The organism is Burkholderia sp. LFS061 (assembly GCF_047978125.1).
In the GTDB taxonomy this organism is placed as follows: Bacteria; Pseudomonadota; Gammaproteobacteria; order Burkholderiales; family Burkholderiaceae; genus Burkholderia; species Burkholderia pyrrocinia_C.
The window spans coordinates 111,540-127,189 of the sequence record NZ_JBFPFS010000005.1 but is presented as its reverse complement, the minus strand read 5'-3'; the positions used below and the strand labels follow the sequence as shown (position 1 = coordinate 127,189).

The 15,650-nt window shown below is 66.9% G+C and carries 6 protein-coding genes and 1 pseudogene; 1 reads left to right on the top strand and 6 read right to left on the bottom strand.

Annotation, left to right across the window (positions count from 1 at the left end):
- Positions 1-282 precede the first annotated feature (282 nt).
- A complete protein-coding gene (locus ACNQQL_RS06320) occupies positions 283-1,008 on the top strand; it encodes an autoinducer binding domain-containing protein (RefSeq protein WP_038635113.1) in 726 nt (241 codons plus the stop codon).
- Positions 1,009-1,039: 31 nt separating this feature from the next.
- Here ACNQQL_RS06320 and ACNQQL_RS06315 read toward each other — a convergent pair whose 3' ends face one another.
- The 6 genes and pseudogenes from ACNQQL_RS06315 to ACNQQL_RS06290 form a co-directional block, all read right to left on the bottom strand.
- Entirely contained in the window at positions 1,040-1,630 is a 591-nt protein-coding gene (locus tag ACNQQL_RS06315; protein WP_038635110.1) for an acyl-homoserine-lactone synthase, read from the bottom strand.
- Positions 1,631-1,642: 12 nt separating this feature from the next.
- The gene (locus tag ACNQQL_RS06310; protein ID WP_347063595.1) at positions 1,643-2,620 is read right to left on the bottom strand and encodes a phosphopantetheine-binding protein; all 978 of its coding nucleotides are present in this window, start codon (positions 2,618-2,620) and stop codon (positions 1,643-1,645) included.
- A gap of 8 nt (positions 2,621-2,628) precedes the next feature.
- On the bottom strand, positions 2,629-3,237 hold the full coding sequence (locus ACNQQL_RS06305; RefSeq protein WP_131949441.1) for an acyl-homoserine-lactone synthase: 609 nt from the start codon (positions 3,235-3,237) through the stop codon (positions 2,629-2,631).
- A pseudogene (locus ACNQQL_RS06300) lies at positions 3,185-10,135 on the bottom strand (amino acid adenylation domain-containing protein); the annotation flags it as partial. The pseudogene ACNQQL_RS06300 and the gene ACNQQL_RS06305, both read right to left, overlap by 53 nt.
- The gene (locus ACNQQL_RS06295; RefSeq protein ID WP_347063594.1) at positions 10,132-14,046 is read right to left on the bottom strand and encodes an amino acid adenylation domain-containing protein; all 3,915 of its coding nucleotides are present in this window, start codon (positions 14,044-14,046) and stop codon (positions 10,132-10,134) included. The gene ACNQQL_RS06295 and the pseudogene ACNQQL_RS06300, both read right to left, overlap by 4 nt.
- Positions 14,034-15,650, bottom strand: a complete 1,617-nt coding sequence (locus ACNQQL_RS06290) for an MBL fold metallo-hydrolase (protein ID WP_347063593.1) — start codon at positions 15,648-15,650, stop codon at positions 14,034-14,036. Before ACNQQL_RS06290 ends, ACNQQL_RS06295 begins: the two co-directional genes overlap by 13 nt.

The window sequence follows — 15,650 nt, the reverse complement described above, 5'->3', positions numbered from 1 at the left end:
TGGACTACCAGATCTTGTAGTGATTAGCGTATGAACGGGTTGGCTGCAGCCCACCGAATGAACTGTTGCATTATTGTGAAGAGGCAGGTTCATTCGTCGGCTGAGAGGCGGTAATGGCTTACTAACATCGCCGGGATGCAATGTTCTAAGTAGTTGGTTGGATTAGGCGCAATGAATCTAGTGCTAGCGCAAAGCCTTCTATGACGATGTGATTTTGCTTGTTGACAGAGATTCAGGTTGGTCTAGTCTAACGGCCTGTTTTCAACTTTAGTGGTGCTCAAAATGGAATTAGGGCAGCAGTTGGGATGGGATGCGTACTTTTATAGTATCTTTGCGCGAACCATGGATATGCAGGAGTTTACGGCTGTCGCGTTGAGGGCCTTGCGCGAACTACGGTTTGATTTTTTTGCCTACGGCATGTGCAGCGTGACCCCGTTCATGCGGCCCAGGACTTATATGTACGGCAATTACCCCGAGGACTGGGTGCAGCGATATCAGGCGGCTAACTACGCGGTGATCGATCCCACGGTGAAGCACAGCAAAGTCTCGTCGGCCCCCATTCTATGGAGCAATGAGTTGTTCCGGGGATGCGCGGACCTGTGGTCTGAAGCCAAGGATTCACATTTATGCCACGGCCTGGCACAACCCTCGTTCAACGCCCAGGGGAGGGTCGGGGTGTTAAGCCTGGCGCGCAAGAACAACCCCATCAGCCTTCAGGAATTTGAAGCCTTGAAGCCGGTGACCAGAGCCTTTGCCGCCGCGGCCCACGAGAAAATTTCCGAGCTGGAGAGCGACGTGCGTGTCTTCAATACGGGCGTGGCGTTCAGTGGGAGGGAATGTGATGTGCTGCGCTGGACGGCCGACGGCAAGACCTCGGAGGAAATCGGCGTGATCATGGGGGTGTGCACCGATACCGTGAATTACCATCACCGCAACATCCAGCGCAAAATCGGCGCCAGTAACCGCGTGCAGGCAGTGTCTTACGCAGTCGCGATGGGCTATATCTGAGGGGCATTCAAAAAGGACGACTCGGCCCGTATCAAGCTGTCTCTTTCAATAATGTGCCGGACATGAAGGCTGACGGTGCGACCGCGCTGCGATGGTGCTCGCGGTGGGCCGAGAGTTTGATGGCGAGGATTTTCTCATTCTGGTGCACCGTGACCGGGCCCAGCCGTTCGTAGTGGACTCCGTTGATTTTGTAATAGCGCTCCATGGTGCTGTTGACGATCCCGACGATGGCCTCTGCGCCCGCCAGGGCGGCCGTCTTGAGGCTTCTCCAGAACAACGGCATCGCCAATTGCGGTTCGCAGGTGGTGAAGCGAGTCATTTCCCAGACGGCTGGATGCTTGGGCGGCGCCCCGGCGCAGGCATGGCTGAACACCCCTTCAAGCAGGTTGGGGAGCGTGGTGGGAATCAGCCGGGCGCAGCCAACGATGGCGCGGTCTGCATTGAACGCCAGGAGGTAGCGGGCGTGTTCGGTGTCGTATTGATCCCATTCACAACCTGCCTGGCTCGGATGGGCGGGCAGCCGCCATCCGAGTTTCTCGACGAATTGTTCGTGCCGAAAGCGGCCGAGCATGAGTTTCAGCTCATCGTCCATTTCGCTCAGTGTGTGCTCTTCCATGTGCATTGCTGGGGTTCCTTAGGGATGGAGTGCAGTTTTATAGAGGACTTGCACAGGCTTGGCACCTGCAAGATCTGGTAGGGGCTTCGGTGGAATCGAGGTCAAGCCATTCGTTGGGGGGTTGTACGTGGACGGATCCGCGCTGCGGCTGGCGAGCCAGATCCGCTTCTGTGCGCGAGACACCGCGTAGGACGGTTGCACGGCAAGCGCCGGGATGATCGCGTCGCCGCCGGCACCGTCGACGGGCGTGGCAGCCAGCTTCTGCGCGAGCGCGCGCGGCGACGGCGCATGGAAGATGTCGGCGACCGCGACGTTCAGTTTCAGTTCGCGCCGGATCCGGCTGACCATCTGGATCGCCTTGAGGCTTTGGCCGCCATGCTCGAAGAAATCGTCGTCGATGCCGTTCGGCCGGCGGCCGAGCACCTCGGCGAAGATGCGCAGCAGCGCCGCTTCGACAGGCGTCTGCGGTTCGGCCGGCACGCCGTCGGGGACGGACGCGGCATCCGGGAGCGGCAGCGCGGCGCGGTTGATCTTGCCGTTCGGCATGACGGGCAGCGCCGGCAGCAGCATCACGGTGTCGGGCACCATATGCGCCGGCAGCTTTTCGCGCAGTGCGTCGCGCAGGCCTTTGGGCGTCCAGCCGGTACCCGACGCGTAGCCGCACAGGGTCTTTTCCGGGCCCGACGTCTCGCGGGCGACCACGACGGCGTTGGAGATGCCTGCGAGACTGGTCAGCGCGGCTTCGATTTCCCCGAGCTCGATGCGATACCCGCGGATCTTGACCTGGAAGTCGCGGCGGCCGAAGAAGTGGAGATTGCCGTCCGGCCCGAAGCAGCCGATGTCGCCGGTGCGATACAGGCGCGCGCCCGGTTCCGGGCTGAACGGATCGTCGCGGAACACCGCCCGGGTGCGTGCTTCGTCGAACAGGTAGCCGCGCCCGACGCCGACGCCCCCGATGCAGATCTCGCCCTTGACACCGGCCGGGCACGGATTCATGTCGGCATTCAGGCGGCGATGGCTTGCCGGGCTGCCTGCCCCGGCTTGATTCCTAATGCCGCAAACGTTTGCGGATCAATATCGATCCAGCATGCGACCACCAGACGTCCGTCCACCTGCTTCGGCGGGCCTGCGCGGTGCGCGTGTATGCCGATCCGGCGGAACAGCCGCTCCATGCTCGCGAACGTCACGCCGATCAGCTGCCGCGCGCCGAGCTGCGCCGCGCATTCGACCACGGCCGCGAGCATCGGCCGCACGGCCCACTCGGCATTGCCCGACCCGCCTTCGTCGTCGGTCGCCGCGAACCTGGACAGCTCCCAGACGGCCGCCGATTGCGGCAGCGGCATGTCTGCGGCGATCAGGTCGGCGAACAGCGACTGCAGCAGATACGGGCGCGTCGTGGGCAGCAGGCGCGCACATCCGCACACGTCGCCGCCGGCATTTCGCGCGAACACGTACACGGTATCGTCGCGATCGAACTGGTCGCGCTCGAAGCTTTCGTTCGCCGACGGGAGCTCCCAACCGAGTTGTTCGACGAACACGCGGCGCCGGTAGCGCCCGAGATCCGCTGCAAGTTCGTGTGGTAACCGCCCTTCTTCGTGAACGAAGGTCCGCATCCACGACGTAGAGGCGCAGGTTCTCGATCGGTCGGCCGATCGGAATCGCCGGCAGATCCGGCGCACGCTCCATGCGGTAATGCGCGACGGAGTCCGACGCTTCGGTCGGCCCATAGGCGTTGATGAGCCGGACCGCCGGATTCAGGCGGAACCAGGCTTGCGCGGCGGCGGGCTGCAGGGTTTCGCCGATCGTCAGCAGCGTTTCGAGGTGCGGGAAGGCTGGCGTCGCGTGCCGTTCCAGCTCGCCGAGAAAGGTCGCCAGATAGGACGGCACGAATTGCATCGCCGTGATGCGGTCGCGGTGCAGGCTGTCGATCAGGCGCGCGGGCTCGAGGATGACGGCATCGGGATAGATCACCGTCGTGCCGCCCGACGCCAGCGCCGCGAAGCACTGCCAGACCGAAATATCGGAGCAGTGCGAAGCGGTCTGGGCGACCGCGCTCTGCGCGCCGAGCCCGACCCTGCGCGCCATCGCGAGCACGTGATTGAGCATGCCGCGATGCTCGACCATCGCGCCCTTCGGTTGGCCGGTCGAACCCGACGTGAAGATCACGTAGGCGAGGTCCGCGGGCCGGCAGCGCGGCGTCGGTGCTCCCGCGTCGTGACGGACGGGCAGGCGGGCGGGATCGACCAGCGGGATCGACGCCAGCGCCGGCGGCGGCTGGCAGTCGGTGCCGACGATGATGGTCGGCCGGGCCAGCGTCAGGATGGTCTCGACCCGCTGGGCCGGATAGGCGGGATCGACCGGAACATACGCCGCGCCGCACTTCCAGATGGCCAGGATCGTTTCCAGCATCAGCGGCGAGCGCGGCATCCAGACGGCGATCCGGTCGTCCGGCCGGATCGGCGCCGTCTGCAGAAGATGGCCGGCGATCCGGTTGGCGCCTTCGACGAGGTCCCGATAGGTGCGGACCTCCGTGCCGTGGCGGATCGCAATGCGCTCCGGATGAGCGGCGGCGACGGCCTCGATCAGTTCGGCCAGCGTCCGGTCGGACGGAATCGGCGCGTGGGTATCGTTCCAGCCCAGCAGGATGGCGTCCCGCTCGGCGGCGGTGAGGAGCGCAACGCCGCGGTTCGGGCGATCTGCCGCGCCCGCCAGGCCGACGAGCAGGGTTTCGACATGGCGCAGCAGGCGGACGATCGTTTCGCGATCGAACCGGCCGTCGTCGTACAGCACCTGCAGCGACAGGCGCTTGCCCGGCGTCACGACCAGCGTCAGCGGGTAATTGTTCGGATCGGACACCTGGAATTCGCCGATCCGCAGGCCGGGCAGCGCATCGGCCAGCGCTTCCTCGACCGGATAGTTCTGGAAGATGAGCAGGCTTTCGAAGAGCGGCACGCCGGGCGGCAGGCCGGCGAATTTCTGGATGTCGGCCAGCGGATAGTGCGCATATTCCTCCTGCTGCGCGAGATCCATCTGCAATTGCGCCAGCCACGCGGACGTCGGGCGCGCGTCGATGCGGACCCGCACCGGCAGCGTGTTGATGAACAGCCCGACCATCTCGTCCGACGCCGGCAGCGACGCGGGGCGACCGGAAACGATCGTGCCGAACACGACGTCCGCTTCGCCGCTATAGCGGCTCAGCAACTGCGCCCACGCGCCCTGCGCGAGCGTGTTGAGGGTGAGGCGATGGGTTTGCGCGAACGCGACGAGCCGTTGCGTGTCGCTTTCGGAGAGCAGCAGCGGCTCTTCCACATAGGCGCCCGGCGCGGCCGTGCCGTCGAGTTCGGGGCGCCCCAGCACGAGCGTCGTCGTCGCCGGGAAATCCGCCAGCTTCGTCTTCCAGAAGCGTTCCGCCGCGGCGGCATCCTGGCGCGCCAGCCAGCGCACGTAATCGGCGAAGGCGGGCGGCGCGTCCCGCTCCGGGGCACGTTCGGCCGGCAGCGCCTGATAGGCGGCGGCCACTTCGCTCAGGAGCCGGGCGGAACTCCAGCCGTCGAGCAGGAGGTGGTGATGGCTCCAATGGAAGCGCCATGCGTGATCGCCCACGCGGAACAGCGCGAGCCGCATCAGCGGTGCGCGGGTAAAGTCGAAGCCGCGCGCCCGGTCTTGCGCCACGTAGGCTTCCCAACGCTGCCCGGCCTCCACGGCGGACGCCGCGCGCAGATCCTCCTCGTGCCACGGCAAGTCGATACGGCGATGCACGACCTGCACGGGGCTTTCGATTTCTTCCCAGTGAAACGAGGTTCGCAAGATGTCGTGCCGGTGCGCCACGGTATCCCACGCGCTGCGGAACCGTTCGACGTCGAGCGCCCCGTCGATACGGAAATTCAGGCTGCTGAAATAGGCATCCGACGCGGGTTCGTACAGGCCGTGGAACAGCATGCCCTGCTGGGTCGGCGTCAGCGCGTAGACGTCGGCGATCTCGTCCGGCATGACCGAGGCCGGCGCCTGCGGCAGACCGGCCGCGGGCCGGGGCGATGCGGACTGGACGGCATGGTCGGCGACCAGGGTTTCGAGCGCCGCGATGTAGGCTTGCGCGACGCGCCGGATGGTGTCCGTGTCGTGGCAGGCCCGGCTGAATTCCCATGCGACGTGCAGGCGGTTGCCGGTCACGTAGGCGTTGACGTCGAGCAGGTGCTCGCGCAGCTGGTTCGCATTGCGGCCGTCTCCGCTTGGCTCAGCGGCCTGTTTCCAGTCGCGTGCGGCGGTGAACAACTGGTCGGTCTGGCCCAGGTAGTTGAACAGCAGTTGCGGCTGCGGAGCCGGGCCGTCGAGCCGGTCTTGCAGCAGGCCGCAGGTGATGCCCGCGGTCGGCACCGCGCGCAGTCGCGTCTTGACCGACGCAACCAGGCGAGCCGGATCGTGCGAACCGGCATCGACCGTCAGCACGACCGGGAAGACGGACGTAAACCAGCCCACCGTGCGCGAGATGTCGAGGTCTTCGATCAGTTCCTCGCGACCGTGCGCTTCGAGATCCAGCAGGACGTCGGCGCATCCGCTCCAGTCGCTGACGGCACGCGCGAGCGCGGCAAGCAGCACGTCGTTGATCTGCGCGTCGTAGGCCCGGGGCGCCGCGCCCAGCAAGGCCGCGGTGGCGGCTTCACCCAGCTCGACCACGATCGTTTCGGCGGACGACACGGTATTGGCGTCGGCCGACGCGGCGCGATTGAGCGGCAGGCCGGGCAGCGCGGAACGCGCCAGGGCCTGCCAATGGGCGATGTCGGCGTCGGCGGCGCCGGAGCCGGCCCAGTTCGAGATGGCACGCGTCCATGCGGTCCACGTCGCGCTGCCGCCCGCGAATTCGGGCGCCTGGCCGTTGCGCAGGCGGGTATAGGCGTCGTACATGGTTTCGAGCAGTGCGCCCCACGACACGCCGTCGACGACCAGATGATGGGCGACCAGCAGCAGACGAAGCGAACGGCCTTCGTCGAGGCGGAACAGGTCCGCGCGCAAGACCGGGCCGTCCGACAGATTCAGGCTCGCATGCGACTGCGCGACGTGCTGCGCGAGCCGATCGCGCGGAATGTCGAACACGCCGACGGGGACCTCCGGATCGTCGACGACTTCCTGGACCCGGCCGGACGCGCCCGCGCGAAAGCGCAGCCGCAGCGCGTCATGCCATTTGACCGCGTGCCGCAGCGCGTGGCGCAGCAGGACCGGATCGAAATCCGCCGGCACGTCGAGCAGGACCGCCTGGTTGTACTGGTCTGGGTCGTCCTTGCGCTGTGCGAAGAAACGCTTCTGGATGGGCGTCAGCGGCAGCGGGCCGGACGACGCGACGAACTCCGCTGCGCCGACCGTGCCGCGCATAGCCACGGCGGCGAGCTCGGCGACCGTCGGATGCTGGAAGATGAGCCGGGTGGTGAGCTTCAGGCCCGCCTTGGCGGCCAGCGACACGATGCGCATGCTGAGAATCGAATCGCCGCCCAGCGCGAAGATGTTGTCGTGGATGCCGGGCGACGGAATGCCCAGCGCCTCTCCCCAGATGCGGCACAGCAGCGTCTCGGTGGGCGTGCGGGGCAGCGTCGGCGCGTGTGCCGCGGCGGACAGCCGCGACCGGTCCAGCGGGGGCAACGCCTTGCGGTCGATCTTGCCGTTGCTGCTCAGGGGCAGCGCGTCGAGCACCACGTAGATACCGGGCACCATATAGTCCGGCAGCGTGGCGGACAACGCGGCGGCAATCTCGCCGTCGCTCAGCGACGCGCCGTCGCGGAACGCGACATACGCGCACAGCGCGGCGCGGCCGGTCTCGTCGCGATAGTCGAGCGCGGCCGCCTGGCGGATTTCCGGAATGGCGGCCAGCGCGTTGTCGATCTCCGCGAGCTCGATGCGGTAGCCGCGGATCTTCAGCTGGTGGTCCTTGCGGCCGTGGAGCACGATCGTTCCATCGGGGAGATAGCAGCCGATGTCGCCGGTGCGATACAGGCGGACACCGCGGTCCGGATGGAACGGATCCTCGACGAAAGCCTCCCGCGTAGCGGCTTCGTTGTTCAGATAGCCGCGGCCGACGGCGACGCCGGACACGTAAAGTTCGCCGGGAATCCCGATCGGGCACAGGTTCATCTGCGGGTCGACGACGTAGATGCGCACGTTGCGGATCGGCTTGCCGACCGGCACGTAAGGCGTGGTCGGCGCGCACGTCATGCGGTGCTGCGCGACGTCGTCGGACGCTTCCGCCGGGCCGTACGCGTTCACCATGGGGATGTCCGGGAACACGTCGAACCACTGTTTCACCAAAGCCGGGCTGACCATCTCGCCGGTGACGAGCAGGTGCCGCAGGTGCCGCATCAGCGCCGGCTGTTCCGATGCGCGGTCGAGCACGGCGGACAGATAGGACGGCACCAGTTCGACGATGCTGATCCGGGCGGCTTCCAGGGTCGTGACGAAACTCGCGGGATCGCGAATGCATTCGTCGTCGACGATCACGGTCCTGCCGCCGACGAGCGGCGCCGTGAAAAATTGCCAGACCGAAATATCGAAGCAATGCGGCGCGGTTTGCGCGATCACCGACGACGCCGAGATCGAAAATTCGTCGATCTCGGCGAGCATGTGGTTCAGCATGCCGGCGTGCTCGACCATCGCCCCTTTGGGCTTGCCGGTGGAGCCGGACGTGTAGATCACGTAGGCGAGGCTGTCGGGCGATACGGGGCGGCCGGGATTGGTGTCGTCGACGATATCGGTGGCGGCGTCGAGCGACACGACCGGTGCGAGCGCGGCCAGCTCGGGAGGAAGCAGGCCGTCGCAGGTAATCACGAGGGCGGCGCCGGAATCCTCGAGAATGGTGCGGATGCGGGCCGCCGGATAGTTGGGGTCGATCGGAATATAGGCGGCGCCGCACTTCCACACGGCGAGGATCGCCTCCATCAGGCGCGCCGACCGGTGCATGCAGATCGCGACCAGCGTGTCCGGCCCCAGCTCGGCGGCGGCCAGCAGGCGGTGAGCGGTGCGGTTGGCGCGCGCATTCAGTTCGCCCGCGCTCAGGACGTCGTCCCGGTACTCGACCGCGGGCCGCTCGGGGTGGTCCGCGGCGGCCTGTTCCAGGCGATGCACCACGGTGCGCGCGGCGTCGAACGGCACGGCGGTGTCGTTGAAGGTCTCCAGCAACTGCCGGCGTTCGGCCTCGGGCAGGATCGGCAGGCGGCCGAGCAGCCGGTTCGGATCGGCCGCGAAGGCGTCGAGCGTCGCGGCCACGTGGCCCAGCATCCGCTGCATGGTGTCTTCATCGAAGCGCCGCGGGTCGAACGACAGTTCCATCTTCCAGTCGTCGCGCGCCGTCACCACGAATTCGAGCGGAATGTCGGCGCGGTTGTAGAGCAGCACCTCGTCGACCGCCAGCCCGTGCGCGCCGTGCGTCAGCGACGCGTCGAGCGGGTAATTCATGAACGTGATGTTGCTCTCGAACAGCGGCGTCGTCAGCGGCACTTCGCTGCAGCGCTGAATGTCGGGCAACGGGGTGTGCTCGAATTGCGCACGGGCGGCCACGCGCGCCTGGATCATCTTCAGCCACGGCACCAGCGGCTGCCGTGGATCGACCCGCACCCGCACCGGAACCGTATTGATGAACAGGCCGAGCATGGTTTCGATCCCCGGCAGGTTGGCGCCCCGTCCGGACACGACGGCGCCGAACACCACGTCGGTCTCCCCGCTGTAACGCGACAGCACGAGCGCCCAGGCTGCTTGCGCGAGGGTATTGAGGGTGACGTGATGCCGGGCCGCGAACTGCCGCAGGCGTGCGCTCAGGTCGGCCGACAGGTCGGCCCGCACTTGCGCGAGACCCTGGCCGAAGCGCTCGCCTGCGTCCGCGCGCGCGGCCGTGGGCAGCGGGGTCGGCGAGTGGAAACCTTCGAGATAGCGTGTCCAGTACTGCTGCGCGGCTTGCGGCTCGCGCTGCTGCAGCCACTGGATATAGTCGCGATAGGGGCGCACCGCGGGGAGCGCCGGCGGCACGCCGCGCGCGAGCGCGCCATAGACCTGGAAGATCTCCTCGATGACGAGCGACAGGCACCAGCCGTCGGCAAGGATGTGATGGTGGCTCCAGCTGAACAGGTATGCGTCAGCGGCGACGCGCACCAGGCGACAGCGCACGAGCGGCGCGCGATCGAGCGCGAAGCCCTCGGCCAGGTCGTTTTCGAGATGCGCGCGCCACCGCGTGCGCTGTTCGTGTTCCGGCAGGTCGCGCCAGTCGTCCTGCACCCACGGCAGCGTGGCGTGCGCGTGCACGACCTGCATGGGCTTGTCGAATTCCTCCCAATGGAACGACGTGCGCATCACCGGATGCCGATCGATGAGCTGCTGCCATGCGGCATGGAACAGCACGGGATCGAGGCTGCCGGTGATCCGGCAACCGAGCTGGTTGAAGCTGCTTCTCGTGCCGGGCGAGTGCACGGCATGAAAGAGCATCGCCTCCTGCATCGGGGAGAGCTCGTAGATATCGGCGATGGTGGGGGATGTCACGATTTGATCCTTGAGACAAGGGCGTCCAGCGCTTCCTGGCTGATGCGCGCGGCCGGGAAGTCCGACGGGCTCAGCCCGCGCGGGCCGTCGCCGCTGGCCGCGACGATCGACAGCAGACGGCTGCGGTAGCACTGCGTCAGCTGCTCGATGACGCCGGGCGCGCAGGCCTCGCGGTTATAGCGCCAGGTCAGGTGCAGACGCCCGTCGAACACCATCCCGTCGATCTCGAACAGATGGCCGCGACGCGCGCGCGGGCTGTGCTCGGGGCTCTGGAAGTCGAGCACCGGTTTCCAGCCGGTGTCGTCGGCCAGCACGCGATCGACCTGGCCGAGATAGTTGAAGCGCACCGGCGCCGGCGGCTGCCGTTCCAGCGCCGCCGCGATGCCGGCGTCGTTGCCGAGGTAGCGGGCGATGCCGTAGCCGAGCCCGCGCATCGGCACCGCGCGCAGCTGCTCCTTGACGTGGCGCAGCGCCTCGACCGCCACGGTGGCGTCGCCGGCGTTCAGGAACACCGGATAGTGCGCGGTGAACCAGCCGATCGTGCGTGACGTATCGACGCCGTCGAAGAGGTCCTCGCGGCCGTGGCCTTCGAGATCGACGACCAGCGACGCGTTGCCGGTCCAGTCGCCGAACGCGAGCAGCAGGGCCGTCAGCAGGACTTCGTTGATCTGGGTATTGAACGCGCGCGGCACGTCCTGCAACAGCGCAAGCGTTTGCTGCGCGTCGAACTCGATGATCGCCGTGCCGGCGTCGGCGACGGTGCCGACCGGCATGTCGTCGAAGCACGCGTGCTCGTCGGCGTGCTCCCGGAGCCAGTAGCCCAGCTCGTCGAGCGCGGTCGCGCCGAGTTCGGACAGACGCGCCGACCAGTCGCGCCAGGCCGTCGTCCTGGCCGGGAGCCGCACCGCTTCGCCCGCTTCGAGCTGGCGACACGCGGTGTACAGGTCTTCGAACAGGATGCGCCACGAGACGCCGTCGATCACCAGATGGTGCGCCACCACGAGCAGGCGTTGCGGTTCGTCGGGGCCGAACTGGAACAGGTGAGCGCGCAGCAGCGGCGCCACGGACAACGTGAAGCTTTCCTGCATGCGGGTGGCGGTCGCGAGCATGTCGGCCTGCCGTGCGGCGGGCGCCGTGCCGGCCAGCGACGTGACGCCGAGCGGAATCGCCAGCGGCGGCGCCGCATGCGATTGCTGCCACACGCCGGCGACGCGCTCGAAACTCAGCCGCAGCGCGTCGTGATGCGTCGCGACGGCCGCCAGCGCGTGTTCGATCACGTCCGGCCGCAGCGACGCGGGCACCTCGATCATCGTCGACTGGTTGTAGTGGTGCGGATCGGCCACGTCCTGCGCGAAGAACCAATGCTGGATCGGCGTCAGCGGGGCGGGGCCGACCACCGGCTCCTGCGAAATCCGGATCGACGGCGCCTCCACCGCAACCTGCGCCAGATCGGCGATGGTCGGATGCGCGAAAAACTGGTCGGCGGTGAATTTGAGGCCGATTTGCTGGGCCAGCGACATCACCTGGATGAGCAGGATCGAGTCGCCGCCCAGTTCGAAGAAATTGTCGTGCACGCCGATCGGCTCGCGGCCCAGCACCTCGGACCAGATCTTGCCCAGGCGCGCTTCGACGTCATTGGTCGGCGCGGCATACGCGGTTTCGCCCGGCACGGGCGCCAGTTCCAGCGCGGCGAGCGCCTTGCGGTCGGGCTTGCCGTTCGGCGTCAGCGGCAGGCGTTCGAGCGTCACGATCGACGCCGGCACCATGAACTCGGGCAGGCGTTCCTTCAGGTGTTCCCGCAGGCTGGCGACGCTGGCCGTCGCCGTCGCGACGCAGGCCACCAGCTGCTTGTGCTGCGGTGCGTCCTCGCGCACGAACACGATCGCGTCGGCGACGTCGGCGTGCTGCCTGAGCGCCGCTTCGATTTCGCCCATTTCGATGCGATAGCCGCGAATCTTCACTTGCGTGTCGCGGCGCCCGGTGACTTCCAGGTTGCCGTCCGGCAGCCAGACGCCGAGGTCGCCGGTGCGATAAAGGCGCTCGCCCGCGTCGAACGGGTGGTCGACGAAAGCGGCGGCCGTCAGGTCGTCCCGGCCGACATAGCCGCGAGCCAGTGCGATGCCGGACACGCAGATCTCGCCCGTGCAGCCCTCGGGGGCCAGCGCCCCGTGCTCGTCGAGCAGGTACAGGTGCGTATTGTGGATCGGGCGGCCTACCGGCAGGCGGGCGCCATAGGCGGTTGCCGGGTCGACCACGTAGTCCGCGATGCACACGGTTGCCTCGGTGGGGCCGTACGAGTTGTGGCACGTGCGGGTCCGGGCCAGCTCGCGCAGATCCGCGGCGCGGGCGTTGTCGCCCGCGCTGATGACGCGTTTCACGGCGCCGAGCGCGTTCCAGTCGAGCGCGGCGAGATAGGCGGGCGTCGCGTTGATGGTGGTGACGCCCTGCTGCGCGATATATTCGACGAAACGCGGCACGTCCCGGATCACGGCGGGCTTCGCCAGCACCAGGCGCGCGCCCGCGAGCAGCGTGACGAAAATCTCCATGATCGAGCCGTCGAAGCCCGGCGAGTAGAACTGCACGAACCGGTCTGCGGCATCGAAACCGAAGGTGTCCACATGGTACTGCGCCATGTTCAGGAGCCCTGCGTGTTCGAGCACGACGCCCTTGGGCACACCCGTGGAGCCGGACGTGTAGATGATGTACGCCGCATCGTCCGGCCGGACCTCGACCTGCGCCGCCGCCGATGCAGGCGCCAGCGTGTCGAGCTGGAAGTCGAGGGCGAACATCGGGATCGCCCAGAAATCGGCGAGCAACGGCAGGTGTTCCGAGTGCGTCAGCAGCGCCTTGACCTTCGCGTCCTCGATCATGAAGCGCAGCCGCTCCCGCGGAAACTCCGGGTCGAGCGGCAGATACACCGCGCCCGCCTTGAGGGCGCCGAGCATGCCGACGATCCAGCGCTCGGAACGGTCGGCCACCACGCCCACCACGTCGCCGCGTTCGATCGCGTATTCCGCGAGCAGGAAGCTCGCCAGCCGGGACGCCTGGTCGTCCAGTTCGGCATAGGTCAGCGATGCATCGGCGGTCACCACGGCGATGCCGTCCGGCGCGGCCGCGACCCGTTGCGCGAACTGCTCCAGGAAGGTTCCATGTACCGCGACGGGCGCCGCATGCGAACGAAGGCGCGCGCGTTCTTCGTCGTCGAGCAGCGAGACGGTGTCGAGCGGAGCGTCCAGCGTGCCGAAGCCGGCCAGCACGTTGCGCAGGTGTCGCGCGACATGCTGGAGATAATGCAGCGTGAACACCGTCGGCCGGCCCGTCAGCACGATCTCGTAGCGCTCGCGATGGCGGATCTCGATCGACAGGTCGTAGTCGGCCGACGCCCAGGCTTCGTGCAGACCGTCGAAGCGCACGCCGACGTTGGTCGTGCGCCGCTCGCCATGCAGCTTGTGCGCGAGGGCGGCGACCGGAAAATCCTGATACGAATAGCTGCGCCGCACCCTGTCGCGCACCTGGTTCAGATACGCGCGAACTGTGGGGCCGGGCTCGATGGCGTCGAGCAGCGGGACGCGATCGGCGGGACCGCTCGCGGGTTCGACGATCAGGCGCGGCGACTCCACGAACAGGCCGGCCGCGCCGTTGTAGCGCCCCAGCACGCGGAACAGCGCCGCCAGCAGCACGACGAACGCGCCCAGCTCGTTGCCGGCGGCGAGCTTCTCCAGCACCTGCGCGGCGTCGCGGTCGAGCGCGAACGTCAGTTCCGGCGCGGGGCCGAGCGGCAGTGCATACGCCTGCCATGCCTGCTGAAGACGGAAGTCTTCGTCGATGCGACCGAGCGTATCGCTCCAGAACGCCATGTGTTCCTGGTATTGCCCGCTGGTCGAGAGCGCGTTGAAATTCAGTTCTGACAAAGCACGATCTCCCTCGTCGCGTACAGGATTTCGGAAGCGATGCCCTTGGCCTTGCAGTGCGCGACGAACTGGGTGGACTGGATATGGCTGGGCGAGTTTTCGTCGAAGGTGTTGTCGAGGAGGTGGTTCAGCCACGGCTCCTGACCCATCGCATAGACGTACGCCGCGTTGAACGCGAAGTCGTCCACCAGCGCGGCGGCCTCGCCGAACTGGCAGCCCCGCGCCCGCCGCGACTGATCGATGTCGCGCGGCAGCGCGTTGGGAAACAGCGGGCCATAGACCCAGGACGGCGGCGCGCCCTCGGTCTCCATCCCGACGAACAGCGTGTCCGGCTTGCCGGCGAGGCGGAAGACATGCTCGTAAAGGGCGGGGTCCAGGTTGCACGAATCGGCGATGCACAGCACCGAGCGCGTGCCGAAGCGGATCATGAAGCTCTGCTTGCTCTGGATCGCCAGGTCATTGTGTTCGCCCAGGAACGGAATGGCGGTGATGGCCCCGTTGGGCACCTTGATTTCCTGAGCATCCCGAACTTCCCGCACGTCGTCGAAGCCGAGCTTGCGCAACGCCAGTTCCAGTGACGGATCTTGCGGAAAGCCGTCGAGATTCCTGCCGACCACCACGGTCTTGACCTTGTGTCGAAGCTGCAGCAGCGTTTCGATGACGATGTGATCGTGATGGCTGTGCGTGATCAGCACGTAGTCGATCTGGTCCGGCAGGTCGGCGAAGGTATAGCGCGGCAGCGCGGTGTCGTAGCCGTAGCTGATCACCGGATCGATCAGGATGCTCACGCCCCGGCTCTGGACCAGCAGGCACGCGTGGCCGTAGTAGCGGATGCGGATGTCGTCGCCGTCGAACGAACGATCCGGTTTCGGTTCCGGCGCCTCCTCGACGAAGAACGAGCGGAACAGCGGCTCGTCCTTCTCCTCCACGCGCATCAGGTCGACGATTTTCGCGTAGCTGCCGGGCGTGTCGCGCATGCGGAACAGCGCGTCGAGCGCGCGATCGTCGAAGGCCATGTTGCTGAACAGCGTGCGCTCGTCGCTGAGCCGGGGCGTGCTGAGAATGAATGGCCGGGGCGTGTTCTCCTCGATCGCCGACAGCGCGATGCTCTGCGCATCGCGCGCATAGAGCGGGCTCGCGTACAGCAGGCTTTCGAACACCCGGAAGGACGGGTTGTGGTTCAGGTCGTAATAGATCTCGACATAGCCTTTCAACACCTCCGGAATCTGGGGGTAGAGCGGGTCCGATGCCATTCCCTTCGCCTGTTCCAGCAGCAGCGTGGAGAACGCCTTGTAGGCCTTCGCCAGCTCCAGTTGCCGGGTCGCGCGCCGGGTGGTCTGCTCGATCAGCGCGCGGATTTCGTCGACGCGCTTGCCGCCCAGGTCGAGGAACGGGCCGCCGCGCATCGCCGGATCCTTGCAGGCCGCCGCATGCATCATCGGCGATGCGGCATAGGATTTCATCAGCGGCAGGAACCGCTCGGCCACGTTGAGGGCGGCGGTCAACGGCGGAAGCGTGTGAAACCACGCGTACCAGCCGTTGATCAGCGGTTCGAACTGGATGTTTTGTCGCAGGTAGACCTGCGTGTTGGACGAAATGGTCAA